At 71.5% G+C, this 18957-nt stretch carries 15 protein-coding genes; 7 read left to right on the top strand and 8 right to left on the bottom strand.

Annotated features, from left to right (window positions below):
* Nucleotides 1–36 precede the first annotated feature (36 nt).
* Complete coding sequence (locus tag ACTWP9_RS24560; protein ID WP_443248433.1) at nt 37–969, bottom strand: DedA family protein; 933 nt, start codon at nt 967–969, stop codon at nt 37–39.
* Between the two features lie 205 nt (nt 970–1174).
* Between ACTWP9_RS24560 and ACTWP9_RS24555 the strand changes: the two genes are divergently transcribed.
* Nucleotides 1175–2149: a superoxide dismutase family protein gene (locus tag ACTWP9_RS24555; RefSeq protein ID WP_443248432.1), complete on the top strand. Its 975-nt coding sequence runs from the start codon at nt 1175–1177 to the stop codon at nt 2147–2149.
* Nucleotides 2150–2156: 7 nt separating this feature from the next.
* Here the strand turns inward: ACTWP9_RS24555 and ACTWP9_RS24550 are convergent, their stop codons facing one another.
* The gene (locus ACTWP9_RS24550) at nt 2157–3872 is read right to left on the bottom strand and encodes an alkaline phosphatase D family protein (protein ID WP_443248431.1); all 1716 of its coding nucleotides are present in this window, start codon (nt 3870–3872) and stop codon (nt 2157–2159) included.
* 102 nt (nt 3873–3974) lie between these two features.
* Entirely contained in the window at nt 3975–4655 is a 681-nt protein-coding gene (locus tag ACTWP9_RS24545) for an HNH endonuclease family protein (RefSeq protein ID WP_443248430.1), read from the bottom strand.
* Nucleotides 4656–5151: 496 nt separating this feature from the next.
* On the opposite strand from ACTWP9_RS24545, the gene ACTWP9_RS24540 reads away from it, so the two are divergent.
* The 4 genes from ACTWP9_RS24540 to ACTWP9_RS24525 all read left to right on the top strand — a co-directional run bounded on the left by ACTWP9_RS24540 (nt 5152) and on the right by ACTWP9_RS24525 (nt 10096).
* The gene (locus tag ACTWP9_RS24540) at nt 5152–5733 is read left to right on the top strand and encodes a TMEM165/GDT1 family protein (protein ID WP_443248429.1); all 582 of its coding nucleotides are present in this window, start codon (nt 5152–5154) and stop codon (nt 5731–5733) included.
* Between the two features lie 194 nt (nt 5734–5927).
* Entirely contained in the window at nt 5928–7928 is a 2001-nt protein-coding gene (locus ACTWP9_RS24535) for a DHA2 family efflux MFS transporter permease subunit (RefSeq protein WP_443248428.1), read from the top strand.
* A gap of 273 nt (nt 7929–8201) precedes the next feature.
* Nucleotides 8202–9188 (top strand): peptidoglycan-binding protein, encoded by a 987-nt coding sequence (locus ACTWP9_RS24530; RefSeq protein ID WP_443248427.1) that lies wholly within the window; start codon nt 8202–8204, stop codon nt 9186–9188.
* Between the two features lie 248 nt (nt 9189–9436).
* Entirely contained in the window at nt 9437–10096 is a 660-nt protein-coding gene (locus ACTWP9_RS24525) for an HAD-IA family hydrolase (RefSeq protein WP_443248426.1), read from the top strand.
* Between the two features lie 30 nt (nt 10097–10126).
* Here ACTWP9_RS24525 and ACTWP9_RS24520 read toward each other — a convergent pair whose 3' ends face one another.
* Nucleotides 10127–10501 carry an antibiotic biosynthesis monooxygenase family protein gene (locus ACTWP9_RS24520; RefSeq protein WP_443248425.1) on the bottom strand — a complete coding sequence of 125 codons (375 nt, stop codon included), beginning with the start codon at nt 10499–10501 and terminating at the stop codon, nt 10127–10129.
* Between the two features lie 375 nt (nt 10502–10876).
* Here ACTWP9_RS24520 and ACTWP9_RS24515 point away from each other — a divergent pair, with 375 nt between their 5' ends.
* Nucleotides 10877–12973 carry a bifunctional glycosyltransferase 87/phosphatase PAP2 family protein gene (locus ACTWP9_RS24515; RefSeq protein ID WP_443248424.1) on the top strand — a complete coding sequence of 699 codons (2097 nt, stop codon included), beginning with the start codon at nt 10877–10879 and terminating at the stop codon, nt 12971–12973.
* A 26-nt stretch (nt 12974–12999) separates the two neighbouring features.
* Here ACTWP9_RS24515 and ACTWP9_RS24510 read toward each other — a convergent pair whose 3' ends face one another.
* Nucleotides 13000–14247 carry a cytochrome P450 gene (locus ACTWP9_RS24510; protein ID WP_443248423.1) on the bottom strand — a complete coding sequence of 416 codons (1248 nt, stop codon included), beginning with the start codon at nt 14245–14247 and terminating at the stop codon, nt 13000–13002.
* A 315-nt stretch (nt 14248–14562) separates the two neighbouring features.
* Between ACTWP9_RS24510 and ACTWP9_RS24505 the strand changes: the two genes are divergently transcribed.
* A complete protein-coding gene (locus ACTWP9_RS24505; protein WP_443248422.1) occupies nt 14563–15732 on the top strand; it encodes a steroid 3-ketoacyl-CoA thiolase in 1170 nt (389 codons plus the stop codon).
* Nucleotides 15733–15911: 179 nt separating this feature from the next.
* Here ACTWP9_RS24505 and ACTWP9_RS24500 read toward each other — a convergent pair whose 3' ends face one another.
* The 3 genes from ACTWP9_RS24500 to ACTWP9_RS24490 form a co-directional block, all read right to left on the bottom strand.
* The gene (locus tag ACTWP9_RS24500) at nt 15912–16487 is read right to left on the bottom strand and encodes a TetR/AcrR family transcriptional regulator (RefSeq protein WP_443248421.1); all 576 of its coding nucleotides are present in this window, start codon (nt 16485–16487) and stop codon (nt 15912–15914) included.
* A gap of 519 nt (nt 16488–17006) precedes the next feature.
* On the bottom strand, nt 17007–17897 hold the full coding sequence (locus tag ACTWP9_RS24495; protein ID WP_443248420.1) for an ECF transporter S component: 891 nt from the start codon (nt 17895–17897) through the stop codon (nt 17007–17009).
* On the bottom strand, nt 17894–18957 hold a 1064-nt coding region (locus tag ACTWP9_RS24490; protein ID WP_443248419.1), incomplete at its 5' end, for an ATP-binding cassette domain-containing protein. The genes ACTWP9_RS24490 and ACTWP9_RS24495, both read right to left, overlap by 4 nt.

The following is an 18957-nucleotide window of genomic DNA, read 5'->3' as shown; positions in this document are numbered from 1 at the left end:
GGTACTTGCGTACCATCCGCCCGCTCGCCTACGAGTTCACGCGGGCGCCGACGGCACCACGGCGGAGTTCGTGACCGTACTGTCCTCGGTGTCGCCGTCCGCGGCCGTGCGCATCGTCGGCAGTACGTGCAGCACGGGCGGCATCGGCAGTACCGGCAGAACGGGGAACGTGGTGGGCCCGGGGAGAACGACGCCCGCCGGGAGCGTTTCGCGGGCCGGCGGCGCGTCCGCGGCCGGCAACAGGTCCGCAGCCGTGGCCGCCTCGGCGGGGCTGCTGCCCCGCAGTTCCGCTCCCGTCTCCGGGCCTGCGTCCAGGCCGACGGCCGCGTCCCCATCCGCTTCCGCTTCCGCGTCCGGCTCACGCCGTATCAGATACGCGGCGAAGCCGCCGGCCAGGAACAGCGCGAGCACCGAGACGGCCGTGCCCAGCCAACTGGCGCCCAGCCACTGGCCGCCGAAGTAGCCGAGGCCCACGCTGTAGGCCGCCCAGGCCACTCCGGCCAGCGCCGACCAGGGCACGAAGTCCCGTGCGCTGCGGTGCGTGGCGCCCGCGGTCAGGCTGACCACCGAGCGGCCGGCGGGCGCGAACCGGGCGAGGACGACGAGGGCACCGCCGCCCTGGGAGAGCGCGCGGCCGAGCTGTTGCTGCGCGGAGGCGAGCCTGCGGGAGCGGGCGACGGCCCGGTCGAAGCGGTCGCCGCCCCGCCAGGCCAGCCGCCAGGCCACCAGATCGCCCAGTACGGAGGCGACCGCGGCGCAGAGCATCAACAGCAGTACCTCGACGAGACGGCCGCTCTCGGCCGCACTACGGGCAGCGGCGGTGGGCAGATCGGCGGCGTCGGCAGCGGTGGTCCCCGCAACTGCGGTGGATGCGGCGATCACCAGGACGCCGCTGGGCAGTACCGGCACGAAGACGTCGAGCAGTACGGATACGGCGATGACCACATAGATCCACGGGGATCCGGTCACCGACCCCAGGATTTCCGGCACTGCTGTCCCCGTTTCTTCCCCTGCCCGGCTCTCGTCGGTCGGCGGTCTACCGCCGTACAGCGTACGCCCGGGTCCCCCGCTCAGGGCCGCTGGGTGCACGTGGCGTCACTTCGGCGGCGCTGCTGGATACGGATGTCACGGAATCGGACCATCGGACAACCGTGAATCAGTGGAGGCCGGCACGATGAGGGCACGTATGCGCATGGTGGGGGCGGGGGGAGCGGCAGTTGTCACGCTGGTGACGGCGTTGCTCGCGGGGAGCGGGTCGAGTACGGCGAGCGATGTACCGGGAGACGATGCGGAACGCGCGGCCCACGCGGGCCATTTGGCCCTCCAGCGCCTGACCGACGTCCTGGAGAACCTCGGCCACGATGCCGACGACAGCGCGGAGGCGGCCGACGGGGACATCGACCGTCTCGCGGCGCTGAAGGACCTCCGCGACCTGCCGGAAAGCCTCCGTGACGGCGAACTCGGCAGCGTGCGGGTGAAGGTGGGCTCCGGCGAGGTCGAGATCGTCGGCAGCCCGGTCGTGAACCGCCTCTTCCGGCTCGGCCGCGGCACCGCCGACAGCTCCGACCCGGTCATCCGGCACACCGCGGACGCCGATGCCGCAGACGCCGCCAAGGTCACCTCGGCGGAGGCGGCGGGCCCTGGCGACCAGCGGACGTCGATCCTGGTGCGCTACGACCGGTTCGCGCCGGCGAACGCCTTCATCCGTCCCGACGCGGTCACTTACGACCGGTCCAAGGTGCCCGCCGGGGCGGGCATCATGGTGGCGCGGAAGGCCACCGAGCACCGCACCACCGTGCGGCTGCAGGTGCGCGGTCTGCTCCCGAACCGCACCTACGGGGCGCACGTCCACACCAAGCCGTGCGGTGCCAGGCCCGACGACTCGGGCCCGCACTACCAGCACCGTAAGGACCCGGTGCAGCCCTCCACCGATCCCCGCTACGCCAATCCGCGCTACGAGGTGTGGCTCGACTTCACCACCGACCACAAGGGCCGGGGCGAGGCTGTCTCCCGCCACAACTGGACCTTCCGCGAGGGCAAGGCCAGATCGGTCGTCCTGCACGAGATGCGCACCAGCACCAAGCCGGGTCACGCGGGTCAGGCGGGTGCCCGGCTGGCCTGCTTCTCGGTCCCTCTCAGCGACACATGAGGGGCTGTCAATTCTGATCGGCGGCCGGTTCCGCTCCGCTGAGCCGGCCGCCGAAGACCCGCTCCAGGGCTGAGTGGGGGGTGCCGTCCGGCGCGGAGGTTGCCGGGCGGGCCTGGTCGAGCGCGTACCCGGCGTCGCGGCCGTGCAGCGTCAGCGTCATCAGCATGTTGCCGAACCACGGGCCGCCGGTGCGGCGCCAGCGGAAGGGCGGCTCCTCGGCGCGGGCGTGCCGCTCCAGCAGCTGTCCGAGCCGGCGCCCGGCCCGGCTCCAGCCGAAGCGGAAACCGGACCGCATCACCGCCGGGATGTCGTTGTGTATCGGCGAGCAGGTGAGCTGCACCACTCGGGAACGCTGTCCGCCGCCGGCGACCTTCAGGTCGTCGAACTCGGGCTCGGTGACGTACGCGTGGTGCACATCACCTGACAGGACGCTGACCGTGGCGGGTGCGTCCTGGTCGGCGGCAACCCGCTGGATCAGTTCGCTCAGGCCGCGGAAGGAGTGCGGGAAGGCCGCCCAGTGCTCCAGGTCGGCGCGCTGCCGCAGCTTTTCGCTGAACCGCGCCCAGCGGGGCCCGCGTGCGCCCGAGCACAGCAGCGTGTTCCAGCTCTCCAGGCCGTGCACGGCGGGCGGCAGCAGCCACGGCAGCGAGCTGCCCAGGACCAGATGGTCGACGGCGCCCGGCCCGCCGTCGAGCACCTGCTCGTGCAGCCAGTCGAACTCCTCGTCGTCCACCATCCGCCGCCCGTTCTCCGGCAGTACGCGGCCGGCCCGGGTGTCGATCATCACCAGCCGGATCCGGCCGAAGTCCCTGCGGTAGCTCCACCGGGCCGCGGTCGGGTCCTGGTCGGCGCGTTCGGCGAACGCGCGCAGCGGCGGCGCCCCGTCGTCGGCGGCCCGTACGGCGGCGAAGATCGGGTTCTCGGCGAGTTCGGCCGGTGAGAGGTTGCCCAGGTGCTGATAGACCCAGTACGAGGTCAGCCCGCCCAGGATGCGCTCGCGCCACCAGCCGGTGGCGCGGATCTCGCGCTGCCACGCCTCGCTGGTGTTCCAGTCGTCGATCACATCGTGGTCGTCGAAGATCATGCAGCTGGGGACGGTGGACAGCAGCCAGCGCACCTCCGGGTCCAGCCAGGACTCGTAGTACAGCTCGGTGTACTCCTCGTAGTCGGCGACCTGGTCCCACGGCGGTGTGCGCACGTCGCGGCGCCGGGCGAGCTTCGCGCGGACCGGCTCGGAGGTCTCATCGGCGTACACCTGGTCGCCCAGCAGGAGCAGCACGTCCGGGCGGGGGCCGCCGGTCAGGGCCTGGTGGGCCAGTGCGTCCAGCGCGTCCGGCCCCATCGGATCGTGCCGGGAGCCCGCGGGGCGGGCCGCCCAGCGGCAGGAGCCGAAAGCTATCCGGAAGGGCGCCGTCTCGGCGGGGGGCGCATCGGGCGGCGGCAGGGTGCGGATGGTGCTGGTGGGGAACGGTGAGCCGGGCAGCGGCCACACCTGCTCGCCGTCCAGCGTGACGCGGTACGGCGTCTCGGTTCCCGGTTCCAGACCGACGACGGTGATCAGCGCGTAGTGGTGCCCGGCGACCTGCCAGGTGCGGGCCACCCCGCCCGCCGTCGAGCCCTCGCAGTGCACCTCGGCGCGGCAGGGAGCGTCCGTCTCGACCCAGACGGTGGCGGTGTCCTGGTCGACGTAGCGCAGCAGCGGGCCCAGTCGGAGGCCGGTCATGCGGATCTCCCTCGTCCGTGTGGCGCCGTACGGTGCGGGCCTTGAACCCGCACCGTACGGAACGAGGGAGCCGTCCGACCAGTTTCCTGACCGGGTACGGCCTCAGCAGGTGCCCAGGGCCTTCTTGAGGGCCGCCTTCTCCTCGGAGTCCGCCGTCATGTCGTAGCTGTGCTTGACCCAGATCCACATGCGTGCGTAGGTGCAGTGGTAGCCGGACTCGGACGGCATCCACTTGGCGGGGTCCTTGTCGCCCTTCTCCTGGTTGATGTTGTCGGTGACCGCCATCAGCTGGGCGATCTTGAGGTTGTTGGCCAGCTCCTGGCGCTTGTCCTGGGACCAGTCGGAGGCACCGGAGCGCCATGACTCGGCAAGCGGCACGATGTGGTCGATGTCCACGTCGGAGGGCTTGGTCCAGGACCCCCCGTCGTAGGGGCTCTTCCAGGTGCCCTTGGTCGGGTAGCAGTCGCTGCCGGTCTCGACGCCCTCACCGTCCCGCTTGAGGACGGCTTCGCGGGTGTCGCAGTTGTCGTCCTGGTCGATCCAGTGGGGGAACTTCTCGCGCGAGTAGCCGTCCATCGAGCCCTCGGCCTTCTCGCTGAGTTCGCCGAGCATCGTGGTCGCCTCGGACGCGCTCGGCGGCGTCGGTGGCTCGGCGGCGGCGGGGGAGGCGCCCATGGTGAGGGCGATCAGCAGTCCGCAGACAGCGGCTGCGAGGGTGCCGATGAGCGCCGACCAGCGTCGACGCGCGTAGAGGGTGAGGGCTGTCCGGTGCTTGTGCGCCATGCGAACTCCCATATGTGGGGGGAAGTTGAGCGGTGGTGCCGTCGGGTGGTGCTGTTGATGGTGCGGCACACAGCCTGACGGTCGTGTGCACGTCACATCAAGAGCCTGCCCGGGAATGAGCCCCCGGCCACTCGCGATACACCCACCTGACGGACCTCGTACGGGAGTTGGTTACACGGCTGGTTCCCTGTCCCCCTCTCCGACGTCCTGCGCCTCCCGTGCCACACGGAGCGCCGATCGCGCCGGTGTGCGGATATCGCGTACAGTCGGGCGAGTCTGAAGGGGAGTAGCTCTTCGCCGGACCGTCGACACACTGGCCCGCCGCGTGCGGGCCCGGCGCCCGGAGCGAGGCGTCCGCCATCCGGTGGCGGTGCCGCGCCAGCGAGACCTTCGGCCGCAGTGTCCGCGTTCGTGCCCGGTGCACGGACAGCCCATGACGCTGCCGTGCCGAAGTGAGCTCGCGCCGGTGCGGCAGCCCCGACCCCGGAGGAACCCCGTGCTCAGCCTCACCGTCGCCGCCGTCGTGTTCGGCGTCGTCTTCCTCGCCGAGCTGCCGGACAAGACGGCCCTGGCCGGGCTGATGCTCGGCACCCGCTACCGCGCGTCCTACGTTTTCGCGGGTGTCGCCGCGGCCTTCCTCCTCCATGTCGTCCTCGCCGTCGCGGCGGGCAGTGTGCTCACCCTGCTGCCGCACCGGCTGGTGCAGGGCATCGTCGGCGTGCTGTTCCTGGTGGGCGCCGCCATGCTGCTGCTCAAGAAGGACGACGACGAGGAGGAGCAGGCCCGTACGCCCGCCGACCAGTCGTTCTGGAAGGTGGCGGGCAGCGGCTTCATGCTGATCCTCGTCGCCGAGTTCGGCGATCTGACGCAGATCATGACCGCCAATCTCGCAGCCCGCTACGACGACCCCCTCTCGGTGGGCGTGGGTGCCGTTCTCGCCCTGTGGGCGGTGGCCGCACTGGGCATTCTGGGGGGCCGCACCCTGATGAAGTACGTACCGCTCCGGCTGATCACCCGGGTCGCGGCACTGCTGATGCTGGGGCTGGCCGCGTTCAGCCTTTATGAGGCCGTCGCCTGAGGGTTGCCCGGCGGCTCCCGGTGCCGGGTAGGGGTGCGCCTGTCCGTTGCCCGCAGGCTGCGGGTGGGTGGTGGCCGTCGCGCCGTTCCCCGCTTCGGGGCGCGCGTCCCCTGCGGCGCTTGTCAACCCCCAAGCGTCCCCCGAACGGAGGCGGCCGGCGGGCTGTGCCTCACCCGGCGGGGCACCGTGGGCGTATGAGCGGGGAACACGTGGCGGCACCGGCACCACCTCGCACTCGCGGGGTACTGCTGCCGATCAGCGCACTCCTGCTCGGGCTGCTGCTGGCCGCGCTCGACCAGACGATCGTCGCGACGGCGCTGCCCACCATCGTCAGCGACCTCGGCGGCATGGAGCATCTGTCCTGGGTGGTGACCGCCTATCTGCTGGCCGTGACAGCGGCCACTCCGCTGTGGGGGAAGCTCGGCGACCAGTACGGCCGCAAACGCCTCTTCCAGACCGCCATCGTGATCTTCCTGGTGGGCTCCGCGCTGTGCGGGGTGGCGCAGGACATGCCGCAGCTCATCGGGTACCGCGCGGTGCAGGGTCTGGGCGGCGGCGGTCTGATCACGCTGTCCATGGCGATCGTCGGCGACCTGGTGCCGCCCCGCGAACGTGGCCGCTACCAGGGTCTGTTCGGGGCGGTGTTCGGTGCCACCAGCGTGCTCGGCCCGCTGCTGGGCGGGTTCTTCACCCAGCACCTGGACTGGCGCTGGGTCTTCTACATCAACCTGCCGATCGGCGCCGTCGCCATGGTGGTGATCCTCCTCGCGCTGCACATCCCGGTGTACGCCGAGCGGCACCGCATCGACTATCTCGGCACCTTTCTGATCGCCGCCGTCGCCACCTGTGTCGTACTCGTCACCTCTCTGGGCGGCACCACCTGGCCGTGGAACTCCGTACAGATCTACGTGCTGTCCTTGCTGGCGCTCATCCTGCTCGGCTGGTTCGTCGCGGTGGAACGCCGGGCGGCGGAGCCGGTCCTGCCGCCGAGCATCTTCGCCGTACGCAACTTCACCCTCTGTGCGGCGATCAGCTTCATCATCGGCTTCGCCATGTTCGGCTGTATGACCTACCTGCCGACCTTTCTGCAGGTCGTGCACGGGATCTCGCCGACGATGTCGGGCGTGCACTTGCTGCCGATGGTGCTGGGCGTGGTCGCCTCCTCCACCCTGTCCGGCCAGCTGATCAGCCACACCGGGCACTGGAAGGTGTTCCCGGTGCTGGGCAGCGCGATCACCACCGGCGGACTGCTTCTGCTGCACCGGATGACGCCGGACAGTTCGCAGTGGGAGATGGGTGTTTATTTCGTCGTCTTCGGCCTCGGCCTCGGGCTGGTGCTCCAGGTGCTGGTGCTGGTGGCGCAGAACGCCGTGGGCTACGGGGACCTGGGGGTGGCCACCTCCGGTATCACCTTTTTCCGCTCCGTGGGTGCCGCGGTCGGCGTGGCCGTCTTCGGCACGATCTTCGCCTCCCGGCTCGGCGGCAAGCTCAGCGACGCGCTGCGCGGCCGGACGCTGCCCGCCGGGATCACGCCGGACTCCCTCGAACACAACCCGCAGTCCGTCGGCCGGCTCCCGGCCGGTGCCCGGCGCGGGGTGCTGGACGCGTACTCGACCTCCATCACAGCCGTCTTCCTCTACGCCGCGCCGCTCGCCGCGCTGGCTTTCGTGCTGACCTGGCTGCTGCACGAGCAGCGGCTGCGGCGCAGCGTGCAGGTGCCCGACGAGAGCGAGACCCTGGGCGCGTGCCCGGTCGAGCGCAGCCCCGCCGACGAGGTCACCCGGGCCCTCTCCCGGCTGAGCACCATCGAGGGCCGGCGCGACCTGTACGCGCGGATCGCCCATGGTGCCGGGCTCGACCTGGCCCCGGCCGCCACCTGGATGCTGCTGCGCGTGCACTACGACGGCCCCGTCGAGCCCGCGCTGCTGGAGGACGCCGGGGTGGTGCCCCGCCGCGTCGTCGCCGACGGCGCACGGGAGTTGGAGGAGCGCGGGCTGGCGACGCGGGCGGGGCTGGAACTGGTGGCGACCCCGCGCGGCGAACAGGCGGCGCGCGCCCTCTCCGACGCCCGCCAGGAGCAGCTGGCCGAGCTGCTGGGCGACTGGTGGACACCCGACCGTCCCACGGACCTGACGGAGCTGGTACGGCAACTGAACGCGGAGGCGGGCCAGTCGGAGCCGCCGCGGGCAGCGTGAGTCTCCCCTCGTGACCGTGAGGGCTCTCGACCATGACATCGGCGGGGCGGCTACGCAGGTGCGTCCACAGGGACTTGCAGACGTCCACACGGACTTGCGCGGAGACGGGTGAACTTTCCCGCAGTGCGAACTTTCCCCACCCGTCGGCCTTTCCTGCGCGCTTGACCCTGACCGTCCTTGACCGCGTATGGTCCAGCACTGGACAGTTGCTGGCGATTCGGGCACGGCCGCCGTGCAGCGGACGGAGTGGCGGTGCCAGGGGAGGGGACCGGAATGACGGGGGACGGACGATGTCCCGAGTGCGGCGGGAGCGCGCAGTCGTGCACACACACTGAGCGGGAGCCGCAGGATCGGCCGGGTCCGGAGGATCCGCTGCACATCCGCCCCTACGTACGGCTGGGCGAGAGCGACTCCGCGCAGACGTCGCAGAACGAGGCGCCCGAGCAGGCGGCCGGCAGCGCCGGGGACGCCCATGTGCCGCTGCCCGACCTGTCGCCGTTCGCGGCGCACGGCACGGAGGAGACGGCCGAACTGCCCGCCGTCACCGGATCGGATGACAGGCGGGGCGAAGGGCGCCGCAGTGCGCAGCCTTCCGGAGCCGGCCCGGCGCCCGCGGCCCACCGCCGGATGCGGGAGCGCCGCAGACCCAGTACGGCGGTGTTCGCCGGGGTCGGGGTGGCGGCGGTGCTCGGCGGCGGCCTGCTGACCACCCAGCTGCTGACCGACGACGGCAGCCGCACCGGGGACGGCCGTGCGCTGCGCCATATGCCGACCGGAGCGCCCACCGACGACCTGCCTTCCTCCTCCCCGTCCGCCGAGGAGAAGCCGGAGCGCAGCGAGCGGCCCGCGCCCGCTCCCTCCCGCACCAGTGCCGCCGGAACGCCCCGCGCCAACCGGGACCGCGGCGAACACACCACGCGTCCGTCTCCCTCCCGGAGCGGAAAGGGGCACTCGTCCCGCCGTCCCGGCGCCTCCGGGGAGGGGCACTGGGGCCACGGCCGCCCGCGTCCGGAGTGGCCGGGCAGTTCCTCGGGCGAGACGCTGCGCCCCGGAGACTCGGGCGGCGAGGTCGTCGAGCTGCAGCGCCGTCTGAAGGAGGCCGGTTACTACGACCGTGAAGCGTCGGAGGACGGCGTCTACTCCTCGCGCGTCCAGGAGGCCGTCTTCCGCTACCAGGCGCACTACCACCTGCGGGACGACCCGGCTGGCGAGTACGGCCCGGTCACCCGGCGCCATCTGGAGGCCCGGACGTCGGGCTGAGCGGAAGCGCACGAAGGAGTCGGCAGGCGGAAAGCACGCGCAGGGGTGGCCGGATTCCCGGACTGGTTTGTATGATGGAGAAACAAATGGTCCCGCCCGTGTCCCTCACCTGACGGAAGGGGCGTCCCTGACCGGCGGGCGGGCCATCTGTTTCTCGTCAGCTTCCCCGACAGCTGTGCGGCCGTCCTTCCGCAGCCGCACAGCGTTCCGACAGCCGTGCGCCGACCGCGATCCCGGGAGCCCCTCGCATGCCCATACCGCCGCTCACCGTCCGCGCGCTGCTGCTCGACATGGACGGCACGCTCGTCAACTCCGACGCCGTGGTCGCCCGGGTCTGGCGGGGCTGGGCCGTCGGGCAGGGCCTCGACCCGGACGAGGTGCTGCGCGTCGCACACGGCCGCCAGGGGCACATGACGATGGCCACGCTGCTTCCGGACCGCCCGATGGAGCAGAACTACGCGGAGAACCGCGTCCTCCTCGCGCAGGAGACCGCCGACACCGCGGGCATCGTCCCCGTGCCCGGCGCGCCCGCCTTCCTTGCGGCGCTCCAGGATCTTCCGCACGCGCTGGTGACGTCCGCGACCCCGGCCCTGGCCGAGGCGCGGATGGCGGCGGCCGGGCTGGGTATGCCCGCGGTCCGTATCACCGCCGCCGATGTCAGCGCCAGCAAGCCCGATCCCGAGGGCTTCCTCAAGGGCGCGGCGGAGCTGGGTTTTCCGCCGGACCAGTGCGCCGTGTTCGAGGACTCCGGTGCGGGCATCGCGGCGGGTCTGGCCGCCGGTATGCCGGTCGTCGGCGTCGGCCCGCGCGCCGGTGAACACGGCCCGACCGTGCACGTACCGGACCTGGAGCAGGTGCGCGCCACCCGGCTCGCGGACGGCCGCGTACGCCTCACGTTCGAAGGCTGACCCCTCAGGCGCGCGGCGGCCCGCCCGGCGTCACTTCTTCGGCGGCGCCTGCTGAACGACCTCGAACGACCAGGTCTCCGAGCCGGTCGCTGCGGGCTTCGGCTGCTCGGCGCCCCCGGTCCCGGCCCCGGAGCCGGCGGGCTTGGCCTCCGTGCCGCTGTCCGCGCCCTTCGCCCGCTGGTGGGCCTCCTTCATGGGGCCGTTCATCCACGCCTGGAAGGACTCCTCGTCCCGCCAGCGGGTGTAGACGAGGTAGCGGTCGGTTCCCTCCAGCGGGCGCAGCAGCTCGAACCACTCGAAGCCGTCGGCGCTCTCCACGAAGCCCTTGCGCGCGGCGAACCGTCCTTCGAGTACCTCCCGCTGGTCAGCGGGTACGGTCAGCGCGTTGATCTTGACGATGCTCATGGGCCCATCCTGCCTCACCGCACGGAGCACGCCGCCGCCCCGGTGACAGGTCTGTCCGGCTTGGTGGCCGGTCGCACGCAGCTGTCAGGTAGCGAGTAGGTTTCTTGCGTCTGACCTGAAGGCTAGCTTTCGGGGTGGGCCTGAAGGCCGGCTCTCAGGGTGGGGCGGGGCGGATCCGGACGAGTGCGGGGGACCCGCGGAGAAGAACACCGGCGGACAGGACGGAGACGGCGGGGCGTGGCGGCGGAATCGGTGGCGAAGGGGCCCAAGGGGCCGGAGCGGGGCGGCACATGGCACCCGTCCGGAGGCGGACCGGGTGGACCGTCGTATCGGAAACCGGCCCGGCAGTGGGGGCGGCTGGGGTCCAGTTCAGGGATGGCGCTGGTGGGGCTGTGGCTGCTGGCCCTGGCGTTGGCCGTCCGGCAGGCGGCGGCCGTGCTGCGGCTCCCTCAGGACGAGCGGCTCGTCGACCTGTTCGCCTGGATCGGTGACAACGGCGTGCTGCGCGTGCACGGTTCCCTCTACGACGGGGAGACGCCCTTCACCGGGACGCCCTTCGCGGGGCTGGTCCTCAAACCGCTCACCCGGGCCGCCGAGCAAGGGCTGGGCGTGGCCTGGACGTTGGGCACGATGCTGCTGGTCGCCGCCGTCGGTGTGGTCGCCGCACGCGCGCTGCCCGGGCCGGTCCCGCGGCGTACCGCGCTGTTCGCTGTGCCGGTCGCGCTGAGCCTGCTGGTGCTGTCGGTGCCGGTGCGCAACACCTTCCACCTCGGGCAGACCAGCGTGCTGCCGGTGCTGCTGGTGCTGGTCGGCTGGCTGCTGGGCGGCGAGCAGCACCAGCGTGACCGCAGCGCGGAACACACCGGGCGCGGCGGGCCCTTGGCCGGTGCTGTCCGCGGGAAGCCGGGCAGCCTCCGTAAGAAGGCCGTGGAGGCGCTGGGCGGGAAGGCGGGCGGCGTACTCATCGGTGTCGCGGGCGCGTTGCAGCCCGCCACCTTGCTGTTCGTGCCGCTGCTGTGGCTCACCGGGCGCCGCACGGCCGCCGTCTCGGGCGCGGGTACGTTCCTCATCTGCACCCTCGCCGGCTGGGCCGCCATGCCGGACGACTCGTGGACGTACTGGATACACCACGTCGCGGGAGTCGGCCTGGGCGATCCCGCGGACGCGACCGCCAACCAGTCGCTGCACGGCGCCCTGCTGCGTGCCGGGCTGCACGGCCGGCCGGAGGCGGTCCTGCTTGTCGTGCTGGTGGCCGCCGTCAGCTGGCTGGCGCTGCGCCGCGCGGTGCGGTATGCGCGTGACGGGCAACTGCTGCTGGCCGCCGCCGTCGTGGGCTGCGCCGCGGTGGTGGCCTCGCCGATGGCCTGGCAGCACCAGCAGCTGTGGGTGCTGCTGGCGGTCGTGGGCCGGGTCGGCCGGCGGACCGGGGACCGGGTGGTGTGGCCGGTGTTCGTGGTGATGGTGATGACGCTGGACGGCACCGCGCTGGTGCCCAAGGTCGCCGCGTTCGGTGTGCTCGGCGAGAACGCGGTGCTGCTGGCGGCGGTGCTGGCGTCCTGCGCCGTCCCGTTCGTCCTGCGCACCTCCCCGGCCTGGGCCGACCCGCAGCCGTCGGGCCCGCTCAGCCGCCCCAACCTGATGCTGGAGCTGCTGCTGATCCGTGTCGGCTACTGGGCGTACTCCTACGTCCGCGGCCACGCGCCCGACTCGCGCTCCCTGGCCGAGGGCCACGGTCACCAGATTCTGACCGCGGAGTCCTTCCTCCACATCGACATGGAGCACAGCCTCAACAGGCTGGCCGCGCGCACGGAGTGGCTGCGGGACTCCTGCGACACCTACTACACGACGTTCCACTTCCTGGTGCCGATCGCCCTGCTGGGCTGGCTGTACGCGCGCCGCGTGCCGCAGTACCGGGCCGCGCGTACGGCGCTGAGCTTCGCCACGCTGCTGGGCCTGGTCGGCTTCTGGCTGTACCCGCTCGCGCCGCCGCGGCTGTTGCCGGGCCAGGGTTACATCGACACGGCGCACGGCCCGCAGGACCTGTCCAACCCGGACTTCGGTGCGCTGACCCAGCTGTCCAACCAGTACGCGGCGATGCCGTCGCTGCATGTGGGCTGGTCGCTGTGGTGCACGATCGTCGTCTTCATGATCACCCGCAACCGCTGGCTGCGGGCGCTGGGCGTGCTCTATCCGCTGCTGACGACGTACGTGGTGATGGCCACCGCCAACCACTATCTGCTGGATGCGGCGGGTGGCGTCGCAGTCGTGGCAGCGGGCTTCTACGTCCAGCGCCGGCTCGCCCGGATCCGGGGCGGCGCAGCACCGGCCGAGGGCGGTCCGGCGGCCGGGGCGGGCCGGGCGGCGGCCGACGCGGACACCCGCACCGAGCCCGCCACCCGTGCGGTGCCGGGTCCCTCACTGCCCGGCCAGTCGAGTTCCGAGGACCGCAGAGCGCCGGCCGGGCAGGACTGAGCTGCTCCGCCTGTCCGGGGCGCCGCTCAGCCGTAGTCGACCCGTAGCTCCTTGATGCCGTTCAGCCAGGCCGAGCGGAGCCTGCGCGGCGCGGGACCGGCGAGGGAGATACCGGGGGTGAGGTCGGCCACGGCGTCGAAGATGAGGTTGATCTCCAGGGTGGCGAGGCTCTTGCCGAGGCAGAAGTGCGGCCCTCCGCCGCCGAACCCGAGGTGCGGATTGGGGTCGCGGGTGATGTCGAAGACGTGCGGGTTCTCGAAGACCTCGGGGTCGTTGTTGGCGGAGGAGTAGAACAGGCCCACGCGCTCCCCGGCCGAGATCTTCTGCCCGCCCAGTTCGGTGTCCTGCGTGGCGGTGCGCTGGAAGGAGACCACGGGCGTGGCCCAGCGCACGATCTCCTCCGCCGCGGTTCCGGGGCGCTCGCGCCGGTAGAGCTCCCACTGGTCGGGGTGGGTGAGGAAGGCGTGCATGCCGTGGCTGATGGCGTTGCGGGTGGTCTCGTTGCCCGCGACGGCCAGCAGGATCACGAAGAAGCCGAACTCGTCCGCGTTGAGATTGCCCTCGCCCTCGGCCGCCACCAGACGGCTGACGATGTCCCCGGCGTACTGGGCCGGGCACTCCTTGCGGGCCTCGGCCATCGTCATCGCGTACGAGACGAGCTCCGCCGCCGACCGGGTGCCGACCTCCTCCGTGATGGCGTACTCGGGATCGTCGTAGGCGACCATCTTGTTGGACCAGTCGAAGATACGGGAGCGGTCCTCCTGCGGGATGCCGATGAGTTCGGCGATGGCCTGGAGCGGCAGTTCGACGGCGATGTCGGTGACGAAGTCGCCGCTGCCGCTGTCCTTGGCGTTCCGTACGATCCGCGCCGCGCGTTCCCGCAGCGCCGTCTCCAGCGCGCGGATGGCGCGGGGAGTGAAGCCGCGCTGCACGATCTGCCGGACCCGGGTGTGCTCGGGCGGGTCCATGTTGAGCATGATCAGTTTCTGGACGTCGATCTGGTCGCGGCTCATATGGTCGGCGAACCGGATGACGGCGGTGTTCAGATTGGAGGAGTACAGCTCCGGGTGGGTGGAGACCTCCCTCACGTCCGTGTGCCGGGTCACCACCCAGTACCCCTCGTCGTCGAAGCCCGCCACACCGCGCGGCTGCCGGTTCCACCACACCGGCGCGGTCTCACGCAGCAGCGTGAACTCCGGGAGGGGGACGCGCTCTTGGTAGACGTCCGGATCGGTGAAGTCGAACCCGTCGGGCAGCGCGGGGCAGGAGGACATCGGCAGCTCCACTCCTCTTCTGACGGCCCATCAGAAGACCCCCGAAGGTAGTAACGGGTTCTACAAGTGGCAAGGGGTGCGGCGCCAGTTCCTGTGTACGCAGCGTGCGACGGAGGGGACGGCGAGTGTGCTGAGGGGGTGTTGCGCGGAGGGGTCGCGGATGCGCTGTGGCCGCTCTGCGGAGCGCTGCGGAATGTGCTGCGGTCCGTGCGGGACCCTTGCGCGGCGATGAGCGCGCTCCGCACACTGTCCGGAGAACTAGAACGCGTACTAGTTGTGCTGGTGGGGAGCCAGCCGGGCTGGAGAGGACGACTCATGGCCGCCGAACCCGTCATCGTCGAGGCAGTACGCACCCCCATCGGCAAGCGCTCCGGTGCCCTGGCCAATCTGCACCCCGCCTATCTGCTGGGCGAGACCTACCGCGAAATCCTCGGCCGCACCGGCATCCACGCCGACTGCGTCGAACAGATCGTCGGCGGCACCGTCACCCACGCCGGCGAACAGTCCATGAACCCGGCGCGCAACGCCTGGCTGGCCGTCGGCCTGCCCTACGAGACCGCCGCCACCACCGTCGACTGCCAGTGCGGCTCCTCCCAGCAGGCCAACCACATGGTCGCGAACATGGTCGCCGCCGGCGTCATCGACATCGGCATCGGCTGCGGCGTGGAGGCCATGTCCCGTGTGCCGCTGGGCAGCGGCTCCAAACACGGCCCTGGCAAACCCTGGCCGGACGAGTGGAACATCGACCTGCCCAACCAGTTCGAGGCAGCCGAACGCATCGCCCGCCACCGCGGCCTCACCCGCGAACGCGTCGACTCGCTCGGCCTCCTCTCCCAGGAACGCGCCGCCACCGCCTGGGCCGAAGAGCGCTTCAAACGCGAGACGTTCGCCGTGCAGGTGCCCACCACCGAGGAGGAGCAGGCCGCAGGGCAGGGCATGTGGCGCTACGTCGACCGCGACGAAGGGCTGCGCGACACCTCCATGGAAGCCCTCGCCTCACTCAAACCCGTCATGCCCACCGCCGTGCACACCGCCGGGAACTCCTCACAGATCTCCGACGGCGCCGCCGCCGTGATGTGGGCCTCCAAGCGCATGGCCCGCGCACTGAAGCTCCGCCCCCGCGCCCGTATCGTCGCCCAGGCCCTGGTGGGCGCCGACCCCCACTTCCACCTCGACGGGCCCGTCGACGCCACCCGGGCCGTACTCGGCAAAGCCGGGATGTCCCTCAAGGACATCGACCTCGTCGAGATCAACGAGGCGTTCGCCTCCGTCGTGCTCTCCTGGGCCCAGGTCTTCGAACAGGACCTGGCGAAGGTCAACGTCAACGGGGGAGCCATCGCCCTCGGCCACCCCGTCGGCGCCACCGGAGCCCGGCTCATCACCACCGCACTCCACGAACTCGAACGCACCGACAAGGAGTTCGCCCTGATCGCCATGTGCGCGGGCGGCGCCCTGTCCACCGCCACCATCCTCCAGCGGCTGTAGGGCCTCCAGCGGCTGTAGGGCCTCCAGCGGCTGTAGGGCCTCCAGCGGCTGTAGGGCCTCCAGCGGCTGGAGGGGCGGCCGCCGGGTGTCCGACCCCTCCGCGTGCCCGACCCCTCCGCGCGCAGGACCCGCCGGGCGCCGACACGGTGGTGCTCGGAGGTGGTGGGCCAGGCGACCGGCTAGGCGACCGGCGCCGTCGTGCCGTTCAGCAGCGTCTTCGCGGCGGAGCGGGCGTGGCGCGCCGGGGTGGGCGAGTCGGTGATGGAGGCGTTGCTCATCGCCCCGTCGAGCAGGACCGCCAACTGTGCCGCGAGCCACTCCGGTTCCGACGCGCCGGTCTCGTGCGCCAGGTCCTGGAGGTAGTTGCGGACGGCAGCCTTGTGGTCGCGTACCGCGTCGACCACCCCCTGGGAGTCCGCGCCCAGCTCGCCGAAGGCGTTGATGAAGGCACAGCCGTGGAAGTCCGGCCCGTCGACCCAGTCGTAGAGCCAGTCGAAGACCGCCAGCACCCGCTCCTCCGGATCGGTGTGGCAGGCCACCCGCTCCTCCAGCGCGGTGCGGGCCCACCGGTCCCGGCGCCGTAGATATGCCTCCACCAGGGCCCCCTTGGACGGGAAGCATTTGTAGATCTTCTTCAGTGAGACGCCGGAGGCGTCACGGATCCTGTCCATGCCCACGGCATGTACGCCGTACTCGTAGAAGAGCGCGTCCGCCGCGCTGAGAATGCGAGCCTCGGTCGTGGCTTCGCTGTCCATGCTGCCCCGTTCTCCCCGTCTCCCCCGCTGTTCTCCTCTGGTCTTGAGAACTGTCGTTCTCTACGATACAGTCTTACTTGATCGGAGAACGAGCGTTCTCCGGCGTCAACGGGGGTCGAACGGGGGGCTCAAGCGTGGCCGAGCAGACGATGCAACAAAGGACAGGCTTGGGCGAGCTGGCGGTGACCGGGCTGCTCACAGACCCGGTCGTCGTCGGCGCCCACGCAGCGGCAGCTGATTCTCGCCATGCACCGCATGCGGTGCATTCGCCCAATTCCACGGCACCCACCGCAAGCTGCCGCTACCTCCCTGCGCCGGGCCATCGGCCCACGGCGCCGTACGCGGAGCAGATATCCGGCAGACAGGCGTCGGCCCCCGCGACGAATCGCTGAGCAACCAGCTGAACCACCACTGGAGCACCACCAGAGTGCCCCGGAGCCAGCGCAGGTCAGCGCGCCTGGAGGCGTCCGGAAGAGAAGCCGCGAGTCCGCGCGCACAACGCGTACAGCAGGACTCGCCTTAGGGCCCGTGTTCCTGCCCGTCGGGGTCGGGCAGGAACACGGGAATCTCACTTCCCGACTCCCTCACGAACACCGGCGAGGTGTCGAAGGCGGCACGACGGGTGGCCCGGCGCAGCGCCCGCAGCACCGTACCGCCCAGCGACAGGGTCAGCACCACGGTGAGCAGCGCCCGCGGCACATCCCAGCCCAGCGAAGTGGCCAGCACATAGGCACCGTACCGGGCCAGATTCTCCTGGAGGGGATCACCCGGCACGAACGAGAAACCGGAGCCGAGCCCTGCGATGTAAGGCCAGCCCTGAAGATTCATGACCAAGCCGTAGAGCAGGGCCGAGACAGCCCCGTACGCGGCGAGGAGGAGAAGTTCACGCCGGCCCCGCAAGGTGGCGGGCCCGGGCAGCAGACCGGCTCCCATGGACACCCAGCCCATGGTGAGCATCTGGAACGGCATCCAAGGCCCCACCCCACCGGTGAGCAGGGCCCCGGCGAACATCGAGACAGCACCCAGAACGAATCCGAAACCCGGCCCCAGCACCCGGCCGGAGAGCACCATCAGAAAGAACATCGGTTCCAGACCCGCGGTTCCCGCACCCAGCGGACGCAGCGCGGCACCGGCCGCGGCCAGCACGCCCAGCATGGCCACGGCCTTGGCATCCAGCCCGGTCTCGGAGACGGTCGCCACGGCGACGGCAAGCAGAAGGGGGAGCAGTGCGGCGAAGAGCCAGGGAGCGTCCTGGGAATGCGCCAGCCCGGAGGTCCGGTCGGCCAGCAGAGGCCAGGCGAACGCGACCACGCCGGTGGCGCTGGTGAGAGCCAGCGCGGCAACGGACTTCGGCCCCAGCCGAACGGCCCGTACCGCCGGGGGTGCCCCTTTGGCGGCGCGGCGGATCACAGCGCCTCCTTCACCTGGCTGACGGTCAGCCAGGGCTGGGGGGCGAGGATCTTGGACACCTGCGGGGCGTATGCGGGTGAGGAGGTGACGACCTCGTCCGTGGGCCCGTCGGCCACGGGCTCACCCTGGGCGAGGACGACGACGCGGTGGGCCAGCTCTGCGACGAGCTCGACATCGTGGGTGGCCAGCACGATGGCATGGCCCTCGGCGGCCAGTTCACGCAAGAGCGCGACCAGCCGGGCCTTGGCCGCATAGTCCAGCCCGCGGGTGGGCTCGTCCAACAGCAACAGCGGCGGCCGGGCCGTCAGGATGATCGACAGCGCGAGGGCCAGCCGTTGGCCCTCCGACAAATCACGGGGGTGAGTGGTGTCAGGGATATCGGGCAACAGCCGGGAGACCAGCGCCCGGCAGCTGCCGGGCGCGGCACCCGCGTCGCCGTCGGCGGACCGGCACTCGTGGGCGACGGTGTCCGCATAGAGCAGATCACGTGGCTCCTGCGGGACGAGCCCCGCGTGGCGCAGCAGCTCGGACGGCCGCGTACGGTGCGGCACCTTCCCGCCGACGGTGACCTGGCCCGAGGTGGGCCGGTGCATCCCGACGAGAGTGTTCAACAGGGTGGACTTTCCCGCTCCGTTGCGCCCCATCAGCGCCACGATCTCCCCGGCGTACAGCGAGAGAGACACGTCATGAAGGGCGGTGACACGGTCGCGGACCAGGCTGAGCCGGGAGATCTCCGCGAGCGGCTGCGCATCCTGGGGGAGTAGCTGCCGTGCCCCTTCGGTGAGCTGCGCCGTGGCGGGGGCGAGCGCATGGGGGAGGCGGGGTGCCAGGCGTTCGCGGAGCGGGCCCGCGCTGCGCCGGGCGTCCCGCACCGAGAGCGGGAGCGGATCCCACCCGGCCAGCTCGCCCAACTCCACGACGGGCGGCCGCACAGGCGAGACCGCCAGCAGAGCGGCGGGATCCCCGAGTCGCGCCGTGTCGCGGCGGGAAGACACGCCCTGGCGGACCTGCGCGGGGACGGCGGCCGGGGTGGGGGGTGGAGCTGGGTTGGGAGCTGAGC

This window comes from Streptomyces sp. 3N207 (genome assembly GCF_052246355.1).
GTDB lineage: Bacteria > Actinomycetota > Actinomycetes > Streptomycetales > Streptomycetaceae > Streptomyces.
The sequence above is the reverse complement of the archived record's forward strand: the minus strand, read 5'-3'. Positions and strand labels throughout refer to the sequence as shown.